At 71.9% G+C, this 23,402-nt stretch carries 21 protein-coding genes and 1 pseudogene; 9 read left to right on the top strand and 13 right to left on the bottom strand.

All coding sequences use genetic code 11. The features are described 5' to 3' along the window. Nucleotides 1-13: 13 nt before the first annotated feature. Genes RKD20_RS06885 through RKD20_RS06875 form a run of 3 tightly spaced genes read left to right on the top strand, consistent with a single transcriptional unit; the run spans nt 14 to nt 3,124 of the window. Nucleotides 14-1,522 carry a GMC oxidoreductase gene (locus tag RKD20_RS06885; protein WP_424876902.1) on the top strand — a complete coding sequence of 503 codons (1,509 nt, stop codon included), beginning with the start codon at nt 14-16 and terminating at the stop codon, nt 1,520-1,522. A gap of 22 nt (nt 1,523-1,544) precedes the next feature. Continuing rightward, the gene (locus RKD20_RS06880; protein WP_424876901.1) at nt 1,545-2,156 is read left to right on the top strand and encodes a nucleoside deaminase; all 612 of its coding nucleotides are present in this window, start codon (nt 1,545-1,547) and stop codon (nt 2,154-2,156) included. After that, the gene (locus tag RKD20_RS06875; RefSeq protein WP_424876900.1) at nt 2,153-3,124 is read left to right on the top strand and encodes a sugar phosphate isomerase/epimerase family protein; all 972 of its coding nucleotides are present in this window, start codon (nt 2,153-2,155) and stop codon (nt 3,122-3,124) included. Before RKD20_RS06880 ends, RKD20_RS06875 begins: the two co-directional genes overlap by 4 nt. Here the strand turns inward: RKD20_RS06875 and RKD20_RS06870 are convergent. After that, nucleotides 3,071-3,217 (bottom strand): annotated as a pseudogene (locus tag RKD20_RS06870) (MFS transporter); the annotation flags it as partial. The gene RKD20_RS06875 and the pseudogene RKD20_RS06870 overlap by 54 nt on opposite strands. A gap of 151 nt (nt 3,218-3,368) precedes the next feature. On the opposite strand from RKD20_RS06870, the gene RKD20_RS06865 reads away from it, so the two are divergent. Further along, complete coding sequence (locus tag RKD20_RS06865) at nt 3,369-5,423, top strand: phosphocholine-specific phospholipase C (protein ID WP_424876899.1); 2,055 nt, start codon at nt 3,369-3,371, stop codon at nt 5,421-5,423. A 63-nt stretch (nt 5,424-5,486) separates the two neighbouring features. After that, nucleotides 5,487-6,350, top strand: coding sequence for a phospholipid scramblase-related protein (locus RKD20_RS06860; protein ID WP_424876898.1), 864 nt, complete (start codon nt 5,487-5,489; stop codon nt 6,348-6,350). Between the two features lie 6 nt (nt 6,351-6,356). Here RKD20_RS06860 and RKD20_RS06855 read toward each other — a convergent pair whose 3' ends face one another. Both RKD20_RS06855 and RKD20_RS06850 read right to left on the bottom strand, forming a co-directional pair. Continuing rightward, nucleotides 6,357-7,304 carry a hypothetical protein gene (locus RKD20_RS06855; protein WP_424876897.1) on the bottom strand — a complete coding sequence of 316 codons (948 nt, stop codon included), beginning with the start codon at nt 7,302-7,304 and terminating at the stop codon, nt 6,357-6,359. Then, the gene (locus RKD20_RS06850; RefSeq protein ID WP_424876896.1) at nt 7,301-8,104 is read right to left on the bottom strand and encodes a phosphatase PAP2 family protein; all 804 of its coding nucleotides are present in this window, start codon (nt 8,102-8,104) and stop codon (nt 7,301-7,303) included. The genes RKD20_RS06855 and RKD20_RS06850 overlap by 4 nt, the downstream gene beginning before the upstream one ends. A gap of 232 nt (nt 8,105-8,336) precedes the next feature. Here RKD20_RS06850 and RKD20_RS06845 point away from each other — a divergent pair, with 232 nt between their 5' ends. Continuing rightward, nucleotides 8,337-8,951, top strand: a complete 615-nt coding sequence (locus tag RKD20_RS06845) for a TetR/AcrR family transcriptional regulator C-terminal ligand-binding domain-containing protein (protein ID WP_424876895.1) — start codon at nt 8,337-8,339, stop codon at nt 8,949-8,951. A gap of 143 nt (nt 8,952-9,094) precedes the next feature. Here RKD20_RS06845 and RKD20_RS06840 read toward each other — a convergent pair whose 3' ends face one another. Further along, complete coding sequence (locus RKD20_RS06840; RefSeq protein WP_424876894.1) at nt 9,095-10,105, bottom strand: DUF2510 domain-containing protein; 1,011 nt, start codon at nt 10,103-10,105, stop codon at nt 9,095-9,097. Between the two features lie 284 nt (nt 10,106-10,389). On the opposite strand from RKD20_RS06840, the gene RKD20_RS06835 reads away from it, so the two are divergent. Next, on the top strand, nt 10,390-13,059 hold the full coding sequence (locus RKD20_RS06835) for an ATP-binding protein (RefSeq protein ID WP_424876893.1): 2,670 nt from the start codon (nt 10,390-10,392) through the stop codon (nt 13,057-13,059). Between the two features lie 55 nt (nt 13,060-13,114). Here the strand turns inward: RKD20_RS06835 and RKD20_RS06830 are convergent, their stop codons facing one another. Genes RKD20_RS06830 through RKD20_RS06795 form a run of 8 tightly spaced genes read right to left on the bottom strand, consistent with a single transcriptional unit; the run spans nt 13,115 to nt 20,400 of the window. Next, nucleotides 13,115-13,906 (bottom strand): SDR family NAD(P)-dependent oxidoreductase, encoded by a 792-nt coding sequence (locus RKD20_RS06830; RefSeq protein ID WP_424876892.1) that lies wholly within the window; start codon nt 13,904-13,906, stop codon nt 13,115-13,117. A 49-nt stretch (nt 13,907-13,955) separates the two neighbouring features. Then, nucleotides 13,956-15,074, bottom strand: coding sequence for a 3-oxoadipate enol-lactonase (gene pcaD / locus RKD20_RS06825; RefSeq protein ID WP_424876891.1), 1,119 nt, complete (start codon nt 15,072-15,074; stop codon nt 13,956-13,958). Then, nucleotides 15,071-16,402, bottom strand: coding sequence for a 3-carboxy-cis,cis-muconate cycloisomerase (gene pcaB, locus RKD20_RS06820; RefSeq protein ID WP_424876890.1), 1,332 nt, complete (start codon nt 16,400-16,402; stop codon nt 15,071-15,073). The genes pcaD and pcaB overlap by 4 nt, the downstream gene beginning before the upstream one ends. Further along, nucleotides 16,399-17,004 (bottom strand): protocatechuate 3,4-dioxygenase subunit alpha, encoded by a 606-nt coding sequence (pcaG, locus tag RKD20_RS06815; RefSeq protein WP_424876889.1) that lies wholly within the window; start codon nt 17,002-17,004, stop codon nt 16,399-16,401. Before pcaG ends, pcaB begins: the two co-directional genes overlap by 4 nt. Before the next feature lie 6 nt (nt 17,005-17,010). Then, the gene (gene pcaH / locus RKD20_RS06810) at nt 17,011-17,784 is read right to left on the bottom strand and encodes a protocatechuate 3,4-dioxygenase subunit beta (RefSeq protein WP_424876888.1); all 774 of its coding nucleotides are present in this window, start codon (nt 17,782-17,784) and stop codon (nt 17,011-17,013) included. 17 nt (nt 17,785-17,801) lie between these two features. Continuing rightward, nucleotides 17,802-19,004: a thiolase family protein gene (locus tag RKD20_RS06805; RefSeq protein ID WP_424876887.1), complete on the bottom strand. Its 1,203-nt coding sequence runs from the start codon at nt 19,002-19,004 to the stop codon at nt 17,802-17,804. Continuing rightward, the gene (locus RKD20_RS06800; protein WP_424876886.1) at nt 19,001-19,645 is read right to left on the bottom strand and encodes a CoA transferase subunit B; all 645 of its coding nucleotides are present in this window, start codon (nt 19,643-19,645) and stop codon (nt 19,001-19,003) included. Before RKD20_RS06800 ends, RKD20_RS06805 begins: the two co-directional genes overlap by 4 nt. Continuing rightward, nucleotides 19,645-20,400 (bottom strand): CoA transferase subunit A, encoded by a 756-nt coding sequence (locus RKD20_RS06795; RefSeq protein ID WP_424883162.1) that lies wholly within the window; start codon nt 20,398-20,400, stop codon nt 19,645-19,647. Before RKD20_RS06795 ends, RKD20_RS06800 begins: the two co-directional genes overlap by 1 nt. Nucleotides 20,401-20,535: 135 nt before the next feature. On the opposite strand from RKD20_RS06795, the gene RKD20_RS06790 reads away from it, so the two are divergent. Next, complete coding sequence (locus RKD20_RS06790; protein ID WP_020122199.1) at nt 20,536-21,000, top strand: MarR family winged helix-turn-helix transcriptional regulator; 465 nt, start codon at nt 20,536-20,538, stop codon at nt 20,998-21,000. Here the strand turns inward: RKD20_RS06790 and RKD20_RS06785 are convergent, their stop codons facing one another. Next, nucleotides 21,001-22,011 carry a DUF3048 domain-containing protein gene (locus tag RKD20_RS06785; protein WP_424876885.1) on the bottom strand — a complete coding sequence of 337 codons (1,011 nt, stop codon included), beginning with the start codon at nt 22,009-22,011 and terminating at the stop codon, nt 21,001-21,003. 193 nt (nt 22,012-22,204) lie between these two features. On the opposite strand from RKD20_RS06785, the gene RKD20_RS06780 reads away from it, so the two are divergent. Continuing rightward, on the top strand, nt 22,205-23,395 hold the full coding sequence (locus tag RKD20_RS06780) for a zinc-dependent alcohol dehydrogenase (protein ID WP_424876884.1): 1,191 nt from the start codon (nt 22,205-22,207) through the stop codon (nt 23,393-23,395). The last annotated feature ends 7 nt before the right edge of the window (nt 23,396-23,402 follow it).

The raw sequence follows: 23,402 nt of genomic DNA, 5'->3' as shown, positions 1-23,402 counted from the left end.
CCCGGAGCTCCACTTGACCCACACCCCCCGCACCGACGTCCTCATCGTGGGCAGCGGCATCATGGGCTCCCTCGTGGCCCGCCTCCTGCGCGAGAGCGACCCGGCGCTGCACATCACCATGGCCGACGGCGGCGCCCCGATCGGCGGTGCGCCCGGGCGGCACCTGCACGACCTCGACGACCCCGAGCTGTGGTCCCGCTACAACGAGAAGGTCGCCACCGGCATCCAGGGCATGTACACGGGAGCGGAGGTGGTCCGGGAGGTCGCGGACAGCCTCCCCGACCTCACCCCCGGGATGTTCCACGCGCTCGCCTTCGGCGAGGACGCCGAGGCGATGCCGCAGGCCGCGCTCGCCTGGAACGCGGGCGGCATGGGCGTCCACTGGACCGCCGCGACACCGTGGCCCGCCGGGGACGAGGTCTTCGACTTCGGCGACCCGGACGCCTGGGCGGCCGACCTCGACACCGCACGCCGACTGCTCGCCGTCACACCCGCCGCGATCGGCCCGACCAAGGTCGGCGAACTCGTCCTCGACATCCTGCGCCGACGCTACGGCGGCACAGGGCCGGCCGACCGGGCCCCGCAGCCCATGCCCATGGCCGTCACCCCCACACCCTCGGGCCCCATGCCCCGCACGGCCCCCGGGACGATCTTCCCCGCCCTCGCGGAGGGCGGCGATCCGGCCTTCACCCTGCTCACCGGCACCCTCGTGACCGCCCTGGTCCGGGACGCCGGCCGGGTCACCGGGGCCCGTCTGCGCCGCGTCGCCGACGGCACCGAGACCGAACTCCGCGCCGGCACCGTGGTGGTGTGCGCCGACGCCCTGCGTACCCCACAACTCCTGTACGCCTCCGGCATCCGCCCCGAGGCCCTGGGCCGTCACCTCAACGAGCACGCCTTCGTCACGGCCCGCGTCCTGCTCGACCTCGACCGGTTCGGCCTCGACCCCGGTGCCCTGCCCCTGCCGCGTCCCGGCGAGTTCAGCACGGACTCGCTGTGGCTGCCGTGCAACGGACCCGGCCGGCCCTTCCACGGCCAGATCATGAACCGCACCTACGTCGACGAGGCCGGCCGGCCCCTCGCGCACTCCGTCGGTCTGTCGCTGTACGTCCCCGTCGAGTCGCGCCCGCAGAACCGGCTCGTGTTCTCCGCGAACGAGACCGACCTGGCGGGGCTGCCCCGCATCCGCGTCGAGTTCGGCTACTCCGAGACCGACCGCGCGCTGATCCGGCGAGCGCTGGATGAAGTCCGGTCCGTGGCCGGGAAGTTCGGCCCCTTCGATCCCGACACCGAGTCCACGGTGCTGCCGCCCGGCTCGTCGCTGCATCTCACCGGCACGGTCCGGGCAGGCGTCACCGACGACGGCACCAGCGTGTGCGACCCGGACGGAAGGGTGTGGGGCTTCGACAACCTGTATCTGGCGGGCAACGGAGTCGTTCCCACGGCCATGGCCGCCAACGTCACCCTGACCGGCGCCGTCACCGCGGTACGGGCCGCCCGTGCCGTCACCGCACGCACCTGAACCATCCGAGAGGAACAGCACAGTGATCGACACCGCCAAGGAATACCGCGTCGCCCTGCCCGCCTGGATCGACGACGAACTCGCCGACGCACCCGCCGCCTTGCCCTCCCGCGAGGACCGGATGCGTCTCGTGCACCGCCTTGCCGACCGCAACTGGCGCGAGGGCAACGGCGGCCCGTTCGCCGCTGTCGTCGCCGAGCGCGAGTCCGGCCGGATCGTCTCCGTCGGCGTGAACGTCGTCCTGTCCACCGGAGTCTCCAGCGCGCACGCCGAGGTCGTCGCGCTCGGCCTCGCCCAGATCGCCACCGGCAGCTGGGACCTCGGCGGCGACGGCCTGCCGTCCCACGAACTGGTCGTCAACTGGCGTCCCTGCGTGCAGTGTTACGGCGCCACGATGTGGTCCGGGGTCCGCGGCCTGGTGGTCGCGGGCCAGGGCCCCGAACTGGAGGAGATCACCACGTTCGACGAGGGCCCGGTCGGCGCGGACTGGGCCGAGCAGTTCGAGGCACGCGGTATCGAGGTCGTGCGAGATGTCCTCAGGGACGAGGCGCTCGCGGTGTTCCGCAACTACCGCAAGGCCGTCGACGAGTCCGACGAGGTCGTCGTCTACAACGCGCGCGGGGGAGCCGAATGAGCCCTCGTTTCGCCACGGACGTCGTCACCTTCCATCACCCCGGATTCTGGGGCCTCGACTCCGCCGCCGCGGTACGCGACTGGGCCGCGGATCATCCGGACCGCTTCTGGGGGCGGGTGCTGGACACGCTCGCCGAGACCGAGGTCACCGGCATCGAGCTGACGTTCGCGCCCGGCGGCATCGACTCGGCCCTGCGCGCCTACGGCGGCGCGGAGGCGTTCCGCCGGGAACTGGCCGGCCGGGGCCTGGCCGTCGTCAGCGCCTTCGTCGCCGACAGCGACGCCCCCGACTGGCGGCACGGCGGCAACCTCCCCGCGATCGTCGCCGACGCCGAGCGCCGCGCTGCCTTCCTCGCCGAGGTGGGCGCCGAGGTCCTCGTCGCCGGACTGCCGATGAGGGCGACGTACGGCACCCGCCCGCCCTTCTTCGTCGACGCCGCCTACATGACCCGCATGGCCGACATCGCGCACGTGGTGGGCGAGGCGGTGTCCCGGCACGGGGTGCGGCTGGCCTTCCACACCGAGTCCCACAGCACCCTCTGGTACGAGCGGGACATCGACCTGTTCATGGCCCTCACCGACCCGTGCTACGTCTGGCTGTGCCCCGACTCCTGCCACATCGCCCTGGGCGGCGGCGACCCCGTCGCAGTGGCCCGGCGCCACACCCCGCGCACCGCCCTGGCCCACTGGAAGGACGCGGTCGCCCCGATCGACGTCCACCTCACGATCGACGAGACGGTGTACTCCCGACAGCAGCCGTACATGACGGAGTTGGGCACGGGCATCGTCGACTGGGAGGGCTGGGCGGACGCGATGTCCGCGACGCCCGGCGCGGACACGGTCCTGATCGAACTGGACGAGGCCGCCGACCCGGTGGCCGCGCTGAGGTCGGGCACGGCGGTGGCGAAGCGGGCGCTAGCGGCGCAGTTCCCCGTGGGCGGTCTCCGGGAGCCGCAGATAGACCAGTGACGAGCCGAGGCAGAGGGCGGCCACGTACCAGGGGAACACGCCCGCGTGGCCCAACTCCTTGAACAGAGTGCCCACATACGGTGCCCATCCCCCGATCGAGGTCCGCCACACCTCCCGTACCCACGACTTTCACATCAGCGCCACCGCACCCTTCCCTGACGTTTGTTGCTCTTGGAACACTCGCTGCGCGCACCTTCCGTCACATGCGGGCCATCGATGCGCAGGATTGAGAGGTCCCTCACTCATGTCCGACGTCAACCGGCGCAGATTCCTCCAGCTCGCGGGCGCCACCACCGCCTTCACCGCCCTGTCGAACAGCATCCAGCGCGCCGCCGCGCTTCCGGCCCACCACCGCACGGGGACGATCGAGGACGTCGAGCACGTCGTCGTCCTGATGCAGGAGAACCGGTCCTTCGACCACTACTTCGGCTCGCTCAGGGGCGTTCGCGGCTTCGGCGACCCGCGCCCCGTGACGCTGGAGAACGGCAAGTCGGTCTGGCACCAGACGGACAGGAACGGCAAGGAGATCCTGCCGTTCCGCCCCGAGGCCGACGACCTGGGGCTCCAGTTCATCCAGGACCTCCCGCACGGCTGGAACGACGGACACGCCGCCTTCAACGCGGGCAAGTACGACAAATGGGTCCCGAACAAGGGGTCCACGACGATGGCCTACCTGAACCGCGAGGACATCCCGTTCCACTACGCCCTCGCCGACTCCTTCACCGTCTGCGACGCCTACCACTGCTCGTTCATCGGCTCGACCGACCCGAACCGCTACTACATGTGGACGGGTTACACGGGCAACGACGGCCAGGGCGGCGGCCCGGTCCTCGGCAACGACGAGACCGGCTACGGCTGGACGACCTACCCCGAGCGCCTGGAGAAGGCCGGCGTCTCCTGGAAGATCTACCAGGACGTCGGCGACGGCCTCGACGCGAACGGCTCCTGGGGCTGGATCCCGGACGCCTACCGGGGCAACTACGGCGACAACTCGCTGCTCTACTTCAACCAGTACCGCAATGCCAAGCCCGGCGATCCGCTGTACGACAAGGCCCGCACCGGCACCGACTACACCAAGGGCGAGGGCTACTTCGACCAGCTCAAGGCGGACGTCAAGGCCGGGAAGCTGCCCCAGGTCTCCTGGATCGTCGCCCCGGAGGCCTTCACCGAGCACCCCAACTGGCCCGCGAACTACGGTGCCTGGTACATCGCCCAGGTCCTGGACGCGCTCACCTCCGACCCCGAGGTGTGGGCGAAGACGGCCCTGTTCATCACCTACGACGAGAACGACGGCTTCTTCGACCACGTGGTCCCCGCCTTCCCGCCCGGCTCCGCGGCCCAGGGCAAGTCCACGGTCGACCCCGCCCTCGACCTGTTCAAGGGCGACGCCAACCACCCGGCCGGCCCCTACGGACTCGGCCAGCGCGTGCCCATGCTCGTCGTCTCGCCCTGGAGCAAGGGCGGTTACGTCTGCTCCGAGACGCTCGACCACACCTCGATCGTCCGCTTCCTGGAGAAGCGCTTCGGCGTCCACGAGCCCAACATCTCGCCCTGGCGGCGCGCCGTCTGCGGCGACCTGACCTCGGCCTTCGACTTCTCCCACAAGGACACCGGGCCGGTCGCCCTCCCGGACACCGACGGCTACGCGCCGCCGGACCGCGAGCGCCACCCCGACTACGTGCCGGTCCCACCCGCCGTCGGCGTCCTGCCGAGGCAGGAGCGCGGCCTGCGCCCCGCCCGCCCGCTCAAGTACGTCCCGCGCGTGGACGGTTCGGTGGACGCGGCGAGCGGCACATTCACGCTCACCTTCGCCTCCGGCAGCAAGGCCGGCGCCGCGTTCCTGGTGACCTCCGGCAACCGCACCGACGGGCCCTGGAGTTACACCACCGAGGCCGGCAAGACCGTCTCGGACACCTGGAACTCGGCGTACTCCAAGGGGTCGTACGACCTGACCGTGCACGGCCCGGCAGGCTTCCTGCGCGTCTTCAAGGGGCCGAACAAGAGCGCCGGCCCCGAGGTCGCCGCCTGCCACACCGGCGACGACGTCGAGCTGACCTTCACCAACAAGGGCTCCCGCACGGTCCGTCTGAAGGTGGCGAGCGGCTACGGCGACCCCGCGAGGACCTTCACCGTGCGGGCCGGGGCCACCGTTCAGCACACCTTCGGCCTCGCCAAGAGCCGTCGCTGGTACGACCTCACGGTCACGTCCGACGCGGAGCCGGCGTTCCTGAGGCGATTCGCCGGACATGTCGAGAACGGGCGCCCCGGAGTGAGCGACCCCGCCGTCATCACCAGGTAAAGCCGTACGGGGGGCGGTAATTCACCCGGCCGGAATGCGATGGTCCCGGGGTAGTGTGCCCCGGTGACCATGCATTCGAACACACCTGCAGGCTGGTACCCCGATCCGCACGGAGCCGCCCAGACGCTCCGTTACTGGGACGGGGCGCAGTGGACCTCGCACACGCACCAGGACCAGCAGGGGGCGGGGCAGGCCCAGGCTCAGGCCGTCAAGGCCCCGCCGGTCCAGCAGGCACCGCAGATGCCTCAGCAGTCGGCCGGTCCGGACCCGCGCGTGCAGCGTCAGGTGCAGCAGCAGGCCGGGGTCACCGGGGGAGGTGCGGGCGGCGGCACGCTGTTCTCCGAGCCGGTGCTCGTGGTCAACCAGAAGGCCAAGCTGATCGAGCTGACCAACGAGTACAAGGTCATGGACCAGAACGGCAACCAGCTCGGTTCCGTCAGCCAGGTCGGGCAGAGCGCCTTCCGGAAGATCGTGCGGTTCTTCTACAGCATCGATCAGTTCATGAAGATCAAGCTGGAGATCCGCGACGCCCACGGGCAGCCGGTCATGCTGCTGACCCGGCCGGGGAAGATCTTCAAGTCGCGGGTGATCGTGGAGCGTCCGGACGGTTCGCCGGTCGGCGAGATCGTCCAGCAGAACATGATCGGGAAGATCAACTTCGCGCTGATGGTGAACGGCCAGCGGGTCGGGGCGATCAAGGCGGAGAACTGGCGGGCCTGGAACTTCGCGATCGTCGACCACACGGAGAACGAGGTCGCCCGGATCACGAAGACGTGGGAGGGGCTCGCCAAGACGATGTTCACGACCGCGGACAACTACGTCCTGCAGATCCACTACCAGCTGCCCGAGCCGCTGTTGAGCCTGGTCGTCGCCACCGCGCTGACGGTCGACACGGCGCTGAAGCAGGACGCCCGCGGGTTCGGCTGAGCCTGCCTACAGCGGTGTGAGGTGCCCCGGCTCCGGCTGCCGGGGCACCGTCATGTCCCGCAGGGACGGTTCCACCGACGCGGTCGACGGCTCGAGGGCCAGGACCGCCGCCACCGGGTGGTCGTCGTCCACCGGCACCGGGGACATCCGGGTCAGCAGCACCACACCCCAGGCCGCCAGGCCCGCGCCCGCCAGGGCGAGCAGCACTCCCGCCGCACCGCCCCGCAGGCTCTCGCCCAGGAGGGAGAGGCCGATCACCGCGGCGGCCACCGGGTTGGCCAGAGTCACCACCGCCAGCGGGGCGCCCAGGCCGTCACGGTAGGCGGTCTGGGAGAGCAGGAGGCCGCCTGCGGCGAAGGCCGCCACGAGCAGGGCCACGCCGATCACCTGGACGCTGAGAAGGGACTCGGAACGGTCCGTCGCGGCCACCGTCACGGTCTGGGTGAGCGCGGAGGCCACCCCCGAGGCGACCCCGGACGCCGACGCGTGCCGTATGCCGGGCCGGGCGCCGGGGCGGGCCAGCAGACCGATCAGGGCCGCCGTCACCGCCGCCACCGCCACCGCCTCGGACGTGCTCAGCACCTTCCCGGGCTCGGAGCCCGACGCCACCACCAGGATCGCGGCGAGACCGGCCAGTGTGTATGCCGTGCCCCGCCATTCCGTCGCGCTGACCCGGCGCCCCGCGATCCGCGCGCCCAGTGGCACCGCGGCGACCAGGGTGAGGGCGCCGAGCGGCTGGACCACGGTCAGGGGACCGTACTTGAGGGCGACGACGTGCAGCAGCGCGGCCGCCGCGTTGAGCCCGACCGATCCCCACCAGGCGCCCGAGGTCAGCATCCGCAGCACACCGGAGCCGGGGTTGCGGGAGGCGAGGCGCTCCTGGGCGACCGCGGCGGCCGCGTAGGCGACGGAGGAGAGCAGGGAGAGAGCGAGGGCGAGCAGGGTCGCGTTCATCGGCCCGCTCCGACCAGGACGGTCTCCTTGGGCTCGGCCGGAGCGAGTTTCTCCTGTGCCCCGCCTGTCGTGGTGGCCGTCCGGGACGGCGGCTGGATGACCGCGAGGGCGATGCCGAGGAGGGCCGTCGCCACGATCGCGTCCATCCAGTAGTGGTTCGCGGTGCCGACGATGACGACCAGGGTCACCAGCGGGTGCAGCAGCCACAGCCAACGCAGGCGTGAGCGGGTCGCCACGATCAGGCCGATGGCCACCATCAGGGCCCAGGCGAAGTGCAGCGAGGGCATCGCGGCGAACTGGTTGGAGAGGGTGTCGGTCTGCGGCGGGCCGTACACGGAGGGGCCGTACACCTTCGCGGTGTCGACCAGGCCCGCCGCCGCGAGCATCCGCGGCGGGGCCAGCGGGAAGAGGAGGTGCAGCACCAGGGCGGCGCCGGTGAGGGCGGCCAGGACGCGGCGGGCCCAGACGTAGTGGGCGGGGCGCTTCAGGTACAGCCAGACCAGGAAGGCGACCGTGGCCGGGAAGTGAACGGTCGCGTAGTAGGTGTTAGCGAGATGCGCGAGGGTGTCGCCGTGCAACAGCAGGGACTGCACCGAGCCCTCGCCCGGCAGGTGCAGGGTCCGTTCCCAGTCCCATACGCGACCGGCGTCGCGGTAGGCCTCGGTGGTGTGGCCCGTGACCAGTTGCCGGCCGAACTTGTAGACGAGGAAGAGTCCTACGACGAGCAGGAGCTCACGGACGAGCGGCGGCCGCGCTGTCGCGCTCGGCTCCGCTTCTGAAGGCTCGGTGCGGGCATTCATTCCCCCGGCCCTTTCGCTGGCGGTGGTGCTGATACTGGATCCGAACAAGGGGATGACCCGTCCGGATTCCGAAACTCATCGATACGACATCGTACCGATACGCCAGTGTACCGATACGGTCGGGTACCGGTACACTGGCGTATCGATTGACATACGCCACACTGGAATCCGGGAATGAAACGCGCCGGCCGCGCAGCAGCCCGGCCGGCGGAGCGAAGGAAGGGAAGAGCTGATGACGTCGCAGGCCGCGGACGGACCGGAGACGGTCGCCGCCTCGCGCCGCTCCAAGATCACGCCCGAGCGTGAGCAGGAGTTCTTCGACGCCGTGCTCGAACAGGTCCGCGAATGCGGATACGAAGCCGTGACCATGGAGGGCGTCGCCGCCAGCACCCGCTGCAGCAAGTCCACCCTCTACCGGCAGTGGAAGACCAAGCCCCAGTTCGTGGTGGCCGCCCTGCGCTCCCGCCGCAGGTCGAAGTTCGACGGGATCGACACCGGATCGCTCGCCGACGACCTGCGCGAGGCCGCCCGGGCCGCGGGCCGGTGGTCGATGCACGACACCAAACTGCTCCAGGCGCTCGGCCACGCGGTCACCCAGGACGCGGAACTCGCGCAGGCCCTGCGTGAGGCGCTGGTCGAACCGGAGATCGCCGCACTGCGGCACATTCTCCAGCGCGGGGTCGACCGGGGTGAGATCATCACCGGCCACCCGGCCCTCGAGTACATCCCGGCCCAGATGTTCGGCGTCATCCGCGCCCGGCCCGTCGTGGACGGTAAGTACGCCGACCCGGACTACCTGGTCCGCTTCGTCGAGGCCGCCGTACTGCCGGCCCTCGGCCTGACCTGAGACCCAGGCCGCCGTCCACGGGATGACTGGACGGTGACCTGCTCGCGCCGCACCGTGGGGACGGGGGCGGCGCGCACCCCCCGGCCGGGTGGGGTTCCTCCTGGCTCAGGAGGAACCCCACCCGGCCGACCGGTGTCCGGCCGTCAGACGCCCTGACCGCTGCCGCCGCCCGTCGACACCTTGATGCCCTCGGTGATGTCGTCGATCACCGTCTGGCCCTCCTCGACGTCGACACCGAAGCGCACCACGACGATCTGCTGCGGGTTCGCCGGGGACGGGAAGGCCAGGGACTCGACATAGCCGTCGGAGCCCTTGCTGGTGACCGCCTTCCAGCGCACCCGGTAGCCCTTCTGCCCGGCCACCGTCACGGCCTTGGAGTCGATCACGTCGTGCGAGGTGATCGAACCGTAGGTCTTGCCACCGTAGGACTGCTCGGCGTTCGCCTGGATGTCGGCCTTGGCGACGGCCTCGGCCGTGCCGCCCTTGGTGCCCAGCGCCACGGCGGGAGCCGAGTAGGCACCGCCCTTCGTGCACTTGTCGGCGGTGTCGCCGGGGCAGGCGTAGGAGTCGTTCGAGGTCACGGACGCGCCGACCTGGATCTCCTGGCCGTACCAGTCGTCGGGAATGGGCAGGCTGATCCCGTCGATCGAGTCGGTCACCGAGCCGCTCTCGATCCTCGGCGCCTCGGACCCCTGCGGGGAGGGCGACGCGCCCCCGGAACCCCCGCTGCCCCCGGAGCCGCCGGACCCTCCGTTGCCGCCGAACGGTCCGCCCTGCCCTCCCGTGCCGCCGGGACCGCCCTGGCCTCCCGGCCCCTGCGAGGCGGCCGAGTCGTCGTTGCCGTTGCCGCTGTCGGCCAGCGCGTACACCCCCACGCCTATGCTCGCCAGGACCACGACCGCCACCGCCACGGCTATGCCCGTACGGCCGCGCCGCGAGCCGCTCGGCTGTTGGGCGGGATACGGCGGAAAGGCCGGATACTGCCCGGTGTCCCCGGGGCTCGCGACCTGTTCCGGAGGACCCCATGCGGCGGCCGATCCGGCGAGCCGGGTCTGCTCGGTCCACGCCTTGCCGTCCCACCAGCGCTCGGCGGCGGGACCGTCACTTGTCTGCCCGGGATCGGGGTACCACCCGGGGGGAGTCTCCTGCGTCATGCCCCCACCGTATGAGCACTCGGTGAAAGCGGGATGAGAGGGCCACCACTCGAATCGGCCGTTCCGAGGCGCGCCGCACCGGTGGACCGCCCCAGGTGTCTCCCGGCCCACGACTGACTGTCGGTCAGGTTTGTCGACGGCAGGTCAGGGGCACTGCGCGTCGCCCTCCCGTACCCCAGCTCACCCGTCAAGGCAACAGGTACCCCGACCGCCCTCCGCTTCCGCACCGGGACGGCTACGCTCGAGATCCGTACGTCGTTCGGGCGACTTGGGGAGGTAGCGGGATGACGGAGGTAGGGCCGATTGCGGCCGCCCCGGCCTCGCTGTGGGAGCGCGACGAGGAACTCGCCGCCGTCGAGGGGGCGATCGACTCCCTGTGTGCGGGCCGTACGTCCTCGGGCAGTGTGCTGCTGATCCGCGGCGAGGCGGGCTTCGGCAAGACCGCCCTGCTGGCCCAGACCCGCCGCATCGCCGAGGAGCGCGGCTGCACGGTCTGGTCGGCCCGCGGCGGCGAGACCCTCAGGTCCGTCCCCTTCAATGTCGTACGCCAACTGCTCCAGCCCGCCCTCCTGTCGCTGATGCCCGAGGAGGCCCGCGAGTACCTCGGCGACTGGTACGACATCGCCGGACCCGCCCTCGGCATCGCGGAGCCGGGGGAGCGGCAGGCCGACCCGCAGGGCGTGTGCGACGGACTGGTCGCCGCGGTGCGCAGGCTGGCCCGCCGGGACTGGCCGCTCGTGCTGATGGTCGACGACGCCCACTGGGCCGACCAGGAGACCCTGCACTGGCTCGCCGCCTTCGCCGAGCGCCTGGACGACCTGTCCGTCCTGGTCGTGGTGGCCCGGCGCCCCGGCGAGGCCACCACCGAGAGCGCCCGCCTCCTGGAGACCGTGGCCTCCGCCGCGGGCCACCCCGTCACCAGCCTCAGCGCCCTCACCCCGGAAGCCACCGCGGGCCTCACCCGCGCCACCCTCGGCGAGCACGCCGACGCCCCCTTCTGCCGCGAGGTGTGGGCCGTCACCGGCGGCAACCCGTACGAGACCGTCGAACTCCTCGCCAAGGTCCGCGACAGCGAGATGGAGCCCAGCGAGGCCTCGGCCAACGAACTGCGCGAGCTGAACCGGTCGGCCCGCGGCGGCGGACTCGTCGCCCGCCTGGAGGAACTCGGCATCGACGCCACCCGGTTCGCCTGGGCGGCCGCGATCCTCGGCACCGACATCTTCGTCGACCTGGTGGCCAAACTCGCCACCCTCAAGCCGGACAAGGCAAGGCTCTGCGCCGAACTGCTGCGCAGCGCCCGCATCCTGACCGATTCCGGCGCGGAGGAGGGCGAGCTGGAGTTCGTGCACCCGCTGATCGCCACCGCCGTCTACGACTCCATCCCCGACGCCCTGCGCACCGCCATGCACGGCATCGCCGCCCAGCTCGTCACCGACTCCGGGCTCGGAGCCGCGGCCGCCTCCCGGCACCTGCTCCAGGTCCACCCGGACGACGACGAGGAACTCGTCGAGCAGCTGCGCGAGGCCGCCCGCGAGCACCTGCTCGTCGGCGCCCCCGACGCGGCCCGCCGCTGCCTGGAGCGCGCCCTGCTGGAACCCCCGACCCCCGAGGTCCACGCGCGCGTGCTCTTCGAACTCGGCTGGGCCACCCTCCTGACCGCACCCGCCAAAACCATCGGCCACCTCCAGACCGCGCTCGCCATGCCGGGCCTGGAGGGCTCCGCCCGGGTGGACGCGGTCGTCCGCCTGTCCCAGGCGCTCATGCACAACAACCAGCTGGAGGAGGCGGTCCGCATGGTCGAGGCGGAGGCCGCCCGGCACGAGGAAGGCCCGGCCCGGCTGCGCCTCCAGGCCGTGCAGTACACCTGGGAGGCGCTCTACCCCGGCGAGGCCACCTCCCCGGCCCGCTCCGAGCGCCTCGCCGCCCTCGCCGCCACCTGCACCGGCCGGGACAACTCCGAGCGGGCCCTGCTCATCCTGCGCGGATTCGACGCCATGGCCCGCGGCGAGAGCGCCGAGGAGATCGCCGAAGCGTGCGACCGCGCCCTCGTCAACGGCCGCCTCGCGCCCGGACTCGGCTGGACCGACACCGAGTGGGGGCTCGAACTGCCGCTGATGCTGGCCAGCGCGTACGCCTTCACGGACCGGCTCGACCGCGCAGAGGCCCTGTACACCGAGGCCCTGCGCACCTACGAGTCGGCCGGCTGGAGCGGCGGCCACCTCGCGCTCGCCCACGCCTACGTCGGCCTGGGCCACCGTCGGCGCGGCCGGCTCCGGGAGGCGGAGACCTCCCTGCGCGAGTCGCTGCGGCTCGCCGAGCGGGTGGGGCGAGGACTGCCGCTGTACTGGTCGGCGACGTGCAACCTCGTGGACACGCTGCTCGCGCGCGGGCATGTCGAGGAGGCGTGGGCGATCGCCGAGCAGTACGGGTTCGCCCCGCCGTACCCGTCCACGATCGTGCTGCCCGACCCGCGGTCCGTGCGCGGGCGGCTGCTGCTGGCCGTCGGCAGGACCAAGGAGGGGGTCAACGAACTGGACGCCGCGGAGAAGGCGGCGGCGGTCCGAGGCCATCACAATCCGGTGCTGGTGCCGTGGGCGGCCGACCTCGCGCGCGCTCTCGCCGTCGAGGACCCGGTGCGGGCCGCCCAGCTGGCCACGGATCTTCGCCGGCATGCCGAGCGCCTCGGCACGGACACGGCCATAGGCGAGGCGCTGCGGTGCGCGGCGGCGTTGGAGACCGGTCAGCGGGCGGTACGGCTCGCCGCGCAGGCCGTCGCCTATCTGGAGGCCTCGCCGTGCCAGTACGAGCACGCGGCGGCCCGGGTCGAGTACGGCATCGCGGCCCGGTCCGTGGCCGAGCTCAACCGGGGCCTGGCGCTGGCGCGTTCGTGTGGCGCGGACGGGCTGGTGACGCAGGCCAGGGAGGTGCTGGAGACGGGGCGGGGACTGCGCTGATCTCGTCTGCGGGCCGGTGGGGGCTGGTCGCGCAGTTCCCCGCGCCCCTGGGGAGCTACGGCGCGAGGAGCTGGTCCGTCAGCGTCGCCAGGCGCTTCTGCACCTCCCCGTTGTACGTCTCCCCGTGCGCCCGCGCGGGACGCGTCCCGTCGAAGTAGCCGCCCGTTCCCAGGTCCTCGGTGGCCAGGGCCAGCACTCCCGGCGCCCCGTCCGCGACCGTCGACCACGGGGCGACCCCGCCCTCCCGGACCATCGCCGTGTCCATGAACGTGGCCGGGTGGAGCACATTCACCGCGACACCCGAGTCCTTCAACTCCGCGGCCAGGGCGAAGGTGTGGGCCGACAGGGCGAACTTGGCCCGGCAGTAAGCGGCGAAGCCCGCGTAGCCGCGGGTGAACTCCGGGTCGTCGAAGTCGATCGGCTCCTGCCCCGCCGAACCCACGTTGACGATGCGGGCCGGTGCGTTCGCCCGCAGCACCGGAAGCAGGGACCGGGTCAGGGTCACCGGCGCCAAGTAGTTCACCGCCAGCCGCAGTTCATGTCCGTCCGCGCTCACCTCACGGCCCGAGCCGGGCGAACCCGCGCCCACGCCCGCGTTGTTGACCAGGACGTCGAGTCCGGGACGGGCCTCGGCGACCCTCGCGCCCAGCTCGCGCACCTGGGCCAGGGAGGCGAGGTCGGCCACGAAGCCCTCGGCCTCCCCCTCCGTCCGCAGCTCCGCCACCAGGCTCTCGGTGCGGCCCGGGTCCCGCCCGTGGGCGAGGACGAGATGGCCGGCGCGGACCAGTTCGAAGGCGACGTAACGGCCGAGACCGGAGGTGGCGCCGGTGATCAGGATGGTCGACATGCCCCCACGGTAGGCACATCGTCGTCTCGCGTGCCTGCCCCTGCCCGGGTCACCCTTCCGTCTCCTCCGCCAGCACCCGCTGGGCCGTGGCGAACGCCGAGTTCGCCGCCGGCACCCCGCAGTAGACGGCCGTCTGGAGCAGTACGGCCCCGATCTCCTCCGGCGTGAGGCCGTTGCGCCGGGCCGCCCGCACATGCATGGCCAGCTCGTCGTAGTGGCCGTGCGCGACCAGCGCCGTCAGCGTGATCATGCTGCGCTCGCGGCGGCTGAGCGTCGGGTCGGTCCAGATCTCGCCCCACGCGTACCGTGAGATGAAGTCCTGGAAGCGCGCGGTGAAGGGCGTCTGCCGGGCCTGCGCCCGGTCCACGTGCGCGTCCCCGAGCACCTCGCGCCGCACCTCCATGCCCCGCTTGGCACCCCCGTCGAGATGTGCGCGCAGAGCGGTGAGAACGGCCTCCGGGCACTGCGCCGGGGCCAGGTGCGAGGCCCCCGGGAGTTCGACGAGCGTGGCGCGCGGCACCGCGTCGGCGATCTCCCGCAGATGGGGCGGCGGGGTCGCCGGGTCCTGGCGGCCGGCGATCAGCAGGGTGGGCGCGGAGATCCCGGTCAGTCGGTCGCGCAGGTCGAAGGAGGCCAGGGCGTCACAGCAGGCCGCGTACGCCTCCGGATCGGCCTCGGCGTGGTCCCGTACGAGCTCCGGCACGGTGAAGTCACCCGCGAACCAACGCGCGTTCGCGCTCTCCAGCAGCCACTCCATGCCCTCCCGGCGGACCCGCTCGGCACGCTCCTCCCACGGCTTGCTGCCGTTGAAGTGGGCCGAGGAGCAGATCACCGCCAGCGATGTGACGCGCTCCGGGTGGTGCACGGCCAGGTGCAGACCCACCGCGCCCCCGAGCGACACCCCCGCGTACGCGAATCGCTCGACGCCGAGCGAGTCGGCGAGCGCCAGCACCAGGTCGGCGAGGTCACCCACACCGGCGCCGGGACCGATCAGGTGCGCCGCCGAACCGCCGTGTCCGGGCAGGTCCCAGCGGATCACCCGGTGGCTGGACAGCTCGGGCGCCACCTTGTCCCACAGGGCGTACGACGTCCCGAGCGACGGGCCGAGCAGCAGCGGGGGAGCGGAGGCGGGGCCCTCGGCGCGGTGGTTGAGGAGTGTGTCGGTCAACGTCGCTCCAGAGCACGGTCGGTGAGGGCACCGGCGGAGCCGGTGTAACGGGCGGGGTCGGTGAGCTCGTCGAGATCGACGTCCTTCAACTCGGGTTCCTGGCGGAGGAGTTCACCGAGCGAGACACCATCGGCGTACGTCCGCGCGGCGAGTTCTGTCAGCAGTGCCTTAGCGCGGGCGCGGCCCAGCACGGGGGCCAGCTCGGCGGACAGCCGCTCGGAGACGATCAACCCGTGGGTGAGATCGAGGTGTTCGCGCATGGTGTCGGCGTGGACCCGCAGCCCTGAGGTCAGTTCGGCGGCGTCCCGGGCGGCTCCGCCGACAATCCGCAGCAGGTCCCTGAGCGGCTCCCACTCGGCGTGCCAGGCTCCGGCGGGCCGCTCGTCCTCGGCGGCGAGCGAGCCGTACAGCGTGGCCGCGAGCTGCGGGGCGCGCCGGACGGCGGCGGCGATCAGCGTGGACCGCACGGGATTCGCCTTGTGCGGCATGGCCGAGGAGCCGCCCCCGCTGCCCTCCGCGAGCTCGGCGATCTCGGTGCGGCCGAGCACGAGCACATCCGCGGCGATCCTGCCCAGCGCGCCGGCGGTGAAGGCCAGGCAGCCGGCGAGGTCGGCGATCGGGGTGCGCAGGGTGTGCCAGGGGAGCGACGGCACCCCGAGGCCGAGCTCGTCGGCGAAGGCTGCCGTGAGGGCCGGGGTGTCCTCGGTGCCGTACGCCGTGAAGGCCGCCAAGGTCCCTGCGGCGCCGCCGAGTTGGACGGGCAAGGCGTCCCGTACGGCCGTGACCCGGTCCCGCGCGTCCAGTACCAGCGAACGCCACCCGGCGGCCTTCAGCCCGAACGTCGTCGGTACGGCGTGCTGGGTGAGCGTCCGGCCGGGCATCGCGGTGTCGCGGTGGTCGGCGGCGAGCCGGGCCAGGGTCTGCTGGACGCGGTCGAGGTCGGTCAGCAGGAGAGCGAGCGTGCGGCTCGCGACCAGCATCGTCGCGGTGTCCAGGATGTCCTGGCTGGTGGCGCCCCGGTGCACGTACGGGCCGTACTCCTCGCCGGCCGCCTGCGTGAGGTCGGCGACCAGGGGGATGACGGGGTTGCCGCCGCCGCGCGCCCGCTCGGCGAGCGAGCGTACGTCGAAACGGCCCGCGTCGGCTGCCTCGGTCACGGCGGCGGCCGCCTCCGTCGGAGCCAGGCCCAGCGCTGCCTGTGCCCTGGTCAGCGCGGCCTCCGCGTCCAGCAGCGCCTGGAGGTAGGCGCGGTCGGAGGTCGCCGCGGCGGCGGGGGAGCCTGCCCACCCGGGGGCGAGCAGGCCGGTGTCCGGATCGGGAGAAGTCACTGGAACTCCAGGAAGACCGTTTCGCCTTCGCCCTGAAGGCGGATGTCGAAACGGTAGGTGCCGTCGCCCTGCTTCCGCGCGATCAGCGTGTCGCGCCGCTCCGCCGGCACCCGGGCCAGCAGCGGGTCGGCGGTCAGGGCCGCCTCGTCGCCCGGCAGGTAGATGCGGGTGTACAGGTGCACCAGCAGTCCGCGCGCGAAGACGCACACGCTGATGTACGGCGCGCTCAGCCCGCGCGCGCCCGGCCGCAATGTCCGGGCGGTCCAGTGGCCGTTGGCGTCGGTCTGGATCCGGCCCCAGCCGGTGAACTCCACGCCGTTGCGGCCGAGGTAACCGCCGCTCGCGGGGTCGCGCCGGATCGAGCCGTCGACCTGCGGGACGTTGCCCTCGGGGTCGGCGCTCCACAGTTCCAGGAAGGCGTCCGGCAGCGGGTTGCCCTGGCCGTCGGTGACGTAGCCCTGGAGCGTGATGGTGTCCGGGTGGCCGACGGGCGCGATGTCGCCGCCGCCGGGGAAGGGCAGGGCGTGGCCGTAGAAGGGGCCGACCGTGTGCGACGGGGTCGGCAGCACGGTCTCCGGACGACTGGTGTCGATCTTCGTCATGGCTGGTCAGCGTCCTTCTTCGATCCAGGTGGCCTGCGGCCCGTCGAGCACGATGTCCCAGTGGTAGCCCATCGAGAACTCCGGCACGGACAGGCTGTGGTCGTAGGTGGCGACGAGCCGCTGACGGGCCGAGTCGTCGGTCACCGACTGGATGATCGGGTCGTACGGGAACAGCGGGTCGCTCGGGAAGTACATCTGCGTCACCAGCCGCTGGGTGAAGGCCGTGCCGAAGATCGAGAAGTGGATGTGGGCCGGCCGCCACGCGTTGACGTGCTGGCGCCACGGGTAGGGGCCCGGCTGGACGGTGGTGAAGCGGTAGCAGCCGCTGTCGTCGGTCAGGGTGCGGCCGACGCCGGTGAAGTTCGGGTCCAGCGGGGCGTCGTGCTGCTCGCGCTGGTGGGCGTAGCGCCCGGCCGAGTTCGCCTGCCAGATCTCGACCAGCTGACCGCGCAGCGGACGGCCGTTCCGGTCCAGGAGCCGGCCCTCGACGGTGATCCGCTCACCGATCGGCTCCCCGTTGTGCTGCCGGGTCAGGTCGTTGTCGATCTCGGTGATGTCCCGCTCCCCGAAGGCGGGCGAGTGCAGCTCGACCAGCTCCGGGTCCTTGGACACGTCGATGGTGATCGGCGGCTGCTTCGGGTGCCGCAGCACCGAGGAACGGTAGGGCGCGTAGTCGCGGCGCGGCTGGTGCTCGACGGGTGCGCCGTCGGCGAGCCGCTTCTCGTATGCGGCGTGCTCGGCGGCGATTTCCCGGTCGATGTCGTGCTGGGTGAGAGTCATGGGGATTCCTGCGTTCCTTAACGTTCGAGGACGAGGGCGAGGCCCTGGCCGACGCCGATGCACAGGGTGGCGACACCGACTCCGCCGCCCCTGCGGGCGAGTTGGTGGGCGACCGTGCCGGCAAGGCGGGCGCCGGAGGCACCCAGCGGGTGGCCGAGGGCGATCGCGCCGCCCTGCGGGTTGAGGATCGCCGGGTCGAACTCGGGCCACTCGGCCACGCAGCCGAGCACCTGGGCGGCGAACGCCTCGTTCAGCTCCAGCACCGACAGATCGCCAAATCCCTTGCCCGCCTTGGCGAGTGCCCGGTTGACCGCCTCGACGGGGGCGAGCCCGAAGTAGTGCGGGTCCAGCGCGTTGACGCCGGTCGCGGAGATCCGGGCGAGCGGCTCGCGACCGGTGGCGGCGAGGCCCTCGTCGTCGACGAGCAGCAGCGCGGCGGCGCCGTCGTTCAGGGGCGAGGCGTTGCCCGCGGTCACGGTGCCTTCAGAAGTACGGAAGGAGGGCTTGAGCTTGGCCATCGCCTCCAGCGAGGCATCCGGCCGTACGCACTCGTCGGCGCCGAAGACGACCGGCTCGCCCTTGCGCTGCGGGACGGGCACCGGCGCGAGCTCGGCGTCGAACAGCCCCGCCGCCTGCGCCGCGGCCGCCTTGCGGTGGGAGTCGAGCGCGAACTCGTCCTGCTGTTCACGGCCGATCTTGTGCTTGTCGGCGATCAGCTCGGCCGACTCGCCCAGCGGGACCGTCCACTGCGGCTCCATCCTGGGATTGACCATGCGCCAGCCCAGGGTGGTCGAGTACAGCTCGGCGTGCCCGGCCGGGAACGCACGGTCGGACTTGGGCAGCACGTACGGTGCCCGGGTCATCGACTCCACACCACCGGCCACGGCGATCGAGGCGTCCCCGAGGGCGATCGCCCGGGCCGCCTGGATCACCGCTTCCAGACCCGATGCGCACAGCCGGTTGACGGTCACCCCCGGCACCGAGGTCGGCAGGCCCGCCAGCAGCGCGGCCATCCGGCCGACGTTGCGGTTCTCCTCGCCGGCGCCGTTGGCGTTGCCGAAGTAGACGTCCTCGATCCGGGAGGGGTCCAAGTCGGGCGTACGGGCGAGGAGTTCACGGATCGCGTGCGCGCCCAGATCGTCCGGGCGTACCGAGGCGAGGGAGCCGTTGTAGCGGCCGACCGGGGTGCGGACCGCGTCGACGATGTAGACGGTTTTCACTGCAGGCCCTCCGCGACGGTCAGCTTGGCGTCGGTCTTGGCGGTGATCTCCTCGACGCCCACCCCGGGCGCCGTCTCGACCAGCAGCAGACCGTCCTCGGTGACGTCCAGGACGCCGAGGTCGGTGATGATCCGGTTCACACACGCCTTGCCGGTCAGCGGCAGCGCGCACTCGGTGAGGATCTTCGGCGAGCCGTCCTTGGCGGTGTGCGTCATCACCACGATGACCGTACGGGCGCCGTGGACCAGGTCCATCGCCCCGCCGATCCCGGTGATCAGCTTGCCGGGAATGGCCCAGTTGGCCAGGTCGCCGGCCTCGGAGACCTGCATGGCACCCAGCACGGCCACGTCGATGTGCCCGCCCCGGATCATCCCGAAGGACAGCGCCGAGTCGAAGAAGGACGCCCCCGGCAGCACCGTGACGGTCTCCTTGCCCGCGTTGATCAGGTCCGGGTCGACCTGGTCCTCGGTGGGGTAGGGGCCGGTGCCCAGGATGCCGTTCTCGGACTCGAGGATCACCTCGACGCCCGGCGGGAGATAGTTCGGGATCAGCGTCGGCAGGCCGATGCCGAGGTTGACGTACTGACCGTCCTGGAGCTCGCGCGCGGCCCGCGCGGCCATCTGTTCCCGGGTCCAGGCCATCAGCTGCTCACCGTCCGCTGCTCGATCCGCTTGTCCGTCGCCTGCTCGGGCGTCAGCGCGATCACCCGCTGTACGAAGATCCCCGGCAGGTGCACCGCGTCCGGGTCGATCTCGCCGGGCTCCACCAGCTCCTCCACCTCGGCGATCGTGACCCGGCCCGCCATCGCCGCCAGGGGGTTGAAGTTCCGGGTGGACTTGTTGAAGACCAGGTTGCCGTGCCGGTCGCCCTTCGCCGCCCGCACCAGGGCGAAGTCGGTGCGGATCCCGTGCTCCAGGACGTACTCCGTGCCGTCGAACTCCCGCACCTCCTTCGGCGGCGAGGCCACCGCGACCCCGCCGTGGCCGTCGTAGCGCCAGGGCAGCCCCCCGTCGGCGACCTGGGTCCCGACCCCGGCCGGGGTGAAGAACGCGGGGATCCCGGCGCCGCCCGCCCGCAGCCGCTCGGCGAGCGTGCCCTGCGGGATCATCTCGACCTCCAGTTCGCCGGCCAGGTACTGGCGGGCGAACTCCTTGTTGGCGCCGATGTAGGAGCCGGTCACCCGGGCGATCCGCCCGGCGGCGAGCAGGACGGCGAGGCCCGATTCCATCGCCCCGCAGTTGTTGGAGACCACCGACAGCGAGCCGGTGCCCTGCTCGTACAGGGCCTGGATGAGCACGTTGGGCACACCGCTCAGCCCGAAACCGCCCACCGCGAGCGACGCGCCCTCCGGCACATCGGCCACCGCATCCCGGGCCGTGGCGACCACCTTGTCCATCCGCACAGCCCCATCTCTCCATTGCTCAGTGCACTGAGTATTTCAGCGAGGTTTCTCTTAAGCTGCCACTGTGGCAGCCTGGCGTCAAGGCTCACTACTCTTCAGTGCACCAACCAACCTGACTCGGGAGCGCACATGGCCGCGGTGGACCTCACCACCCACCCCGGGCACCTCGCCCGGCGACTCCAGCAGGCGCACTACCTGCTGTGGAACACCATGGTCTCCGAGGAGATCACCTCGCCCCAGTTCGCGGTCCTGAACGCGCTCGTCGCCGAGCCGGGCCTCGACCAGCGCACGGTGGGGGAGCGGGTGGGGCTCGACCGGTCCACGATCGCCGAGGTCATCAGCCGGCTCGGCCGGCGCGGACTGCTCGACAAGGTCCGCGACCCCCAGGACGGCCGCCGCTTCCTGCTGCGCCTGACCGACGACGGGGTGCGCACCCACCGCAAGCTGACCGTGCGCACCGCCCGGATGAACCAGGTCTTCCTGGCCCCGCTCTCCGACGACGAACAGAGCCGGTTCTTCGAGCTCATCCGCCGGGTCGCGGACGCGGCGGAGGGGCTCCGCAATCCCGCGGAACCCCTCGTCAGCCCGCGCTGATCAGGACGCCTTCGCGAAGACGACCCACACCTGGCCCTCGGCGAAGTTCACCGGGGAGCCGTCCTTCGTGGTGAAGTCCGTGCCGTCCGTGGCCTTCGCCCGCTTCCAGTTCACGTCGTAGGCGCGGCCGTCGCGCAGCACCTTCGCCCTTCCCGAGCCCACCGTCACCGTGTACGGCGTGTTGTTGCCGAGGAAGTCGTGGAAGGCGGACTTGCGGATCTTCACGTACTGCACGACGACCGTGGCCGGGGCCAGCCGCTTCCCGTCGGCCGTCACGTCCGGTGCGCCGTCCATCGAGACCAGCCAGCGCTCCCGGCTCCGCGACCAGGTGAAGGTGAAGCGGGCGGCGGGGTAACGGACCGTCTCCGAGGTGTCCTTGCTGCCCCCGGCCGGCGCGGGGCCGTAGCGGAAGCCGTTCGTCAGAGCGGCCGCGCCCGGCGTGGCGGGCACCAGGCGTTCGGGGTGCAGGAAGAGGTTGTGCGGGACGACCTTGCCGGCGCCGCGGAAGTAGGCGCCGGCCGCCTTCTCGGGGGTCCGGGCCACCAGCGGTGCCCGGTTGATCAGGGGCATCAGCTTGCCCTGGGCGCCGGAGAAGGCGAGCGTCGGTTCGTGGAACTGCCGCAGCAGCTCCAGATCCGACTCGCGGGCGCTGCGCACGGGGCCCACGGCCTTCGGCAGCTTCGTCGCGTACACCGCCATGAGGCGGCTGAGCCCGCCCTCGACCTGCTCGGCGTACACGACATCCGCCGCGTCGAGGCCGGTCTGCGGGCGCGCAGCCCGCACGTTGTCGATCTTCACGGCGAGCACGGAGGGGCCGTCGGCCCTCGCGCTCGGTTCCGAGGTGTCCGGTCGCGAGGTACCCGGTTGTGCCGTGCGGAACTGCCCCCGTCCGTCGTCGGTCGGGGGTGTGCCGTGTCCCGTGCAGCCCGCGGCGAAGAGGCCCGTGACGGTCAGCAGTGCCGCCGCCGTACGGGCGGGTCTCGTGCGCGCCCTTTGCTCCGTACCCACCATGCCCACCATGCCCGCCCGTCTCGTGTCTTTGATTGTGCGCTTATAAGTTCGTTGATGGCCATACCCGTCTGTTTCTGATTAGTCGCGTCGACTACGCCGATCGGCCCTGGATTGCGGTTCGGCGGGAGTGCGTCCGGGTACCCGGGGCGCTTACCGCGGACCGACACGCGATGTGACGGAGGGAAGTGCCGGGATGAAGGCTGTGACCTGGCAGGGCAAGCGGGACGTACGGGTGGAGGAAGTGCCCGATCCGAAGATCAAGGAGCCGACGGACGCCGTCATCCGGATCACCTCGACCGGGCTGTGCGGCTCCGACCTGCATCTCTACGAGGTACTCACCCCGTTCATGACCCCGGGCGACATCCTCGGCCATGAACCCATGGGCATCGTCGAGGAGGTCGGGGCCGCGGTGCCGGACCTCTCGGCGGGCGACCGGGTCGTCGTGCCCTTCCAGATCGCCTGCGGCAACTGCTGGATGTGCATGACCGGACTGCCGACCCAGTGCGAGACCACCCAGGTCGCCAGCGAGGGCATGGGTGCCGCCCTGTTCGGCTACACCCGCCTCTACGGCGCCGTACCGGGCGCCCAGGCCGAGTACCTGCGCGTCCCGCAGGCCCAGTTCGGACCCATCAAGGTCCCCGAGGGCCCGCCGGACGACCGCTTCGTGTACCTCTCCGACGTGCTGCCCACCGCCTGGCAGGCCGTCGCCTACGCGGACATCCCCGAGGGCGGCAGCGTCGCCGTGCTCGGACTCGGGCCCATCGGGGACATGGCCTGCCGGGTCGCACAGGTGCGCGGCGCCGGGCGCGTCTTCGGCGTGGACCTCGTGACCGAACGGCTGCGCCGGGCCCGCACGCGTGGCGTGGAGACGTACGACCTCAGGAGCTTCGACAGCGAGAAGGAGCTGGTCCAGGCGATCCGCGACGAGACCGACGGACGCGGCCCGGACGCGGTGATCGACGCCGTCGGCACCGAGGCCCACGGCAGCGCGGTCGCCCGCCTTGCCCAGAACGCCTCGGCCCTGCTGCCCAGGAAGATCGGCGGACCGTTCGCCGAGCGTTTCAGCGTCGACCGGCTCGCCGCCCTGCACACCGCCATCGAGCTGGTGCGCCGCGGCGGCACGCTCTCCCTCGTCGGTGTCTACGGCGGCATGGCCGACCCGCTGCCCATGCTCACCATGTTCGACAAGCAGATCCAGGTCCGGATGGGCCAGGCCAACGTGCGGCGCTGGAGCGACGAGATCATCCCGTACCTGACCGACGAGGACCCGCTCGGCGTAGACGACTTCGCCACCCATCACGTGCCGCTGTCGGACGCCCCGCACGCGTACGAGATGTTCCAGAAGAAGCAGGAGGGCGCGGTCAAGGTCCTGATGCGGCCCTGACCTGGCG

It is taken from the genome of Streptomyces sp. SLBN-8D4, from assembly GCF_049739545.1.
GTDB lineage: Bacteria > Actinomycetota > Actinomycetes > Streptomycetales > Streptomycetaceae > Streptomyces > Streptomyces canus_C.
This window is presented reverse-complemented; position numbering and strand designations above follow the sequence as displayed.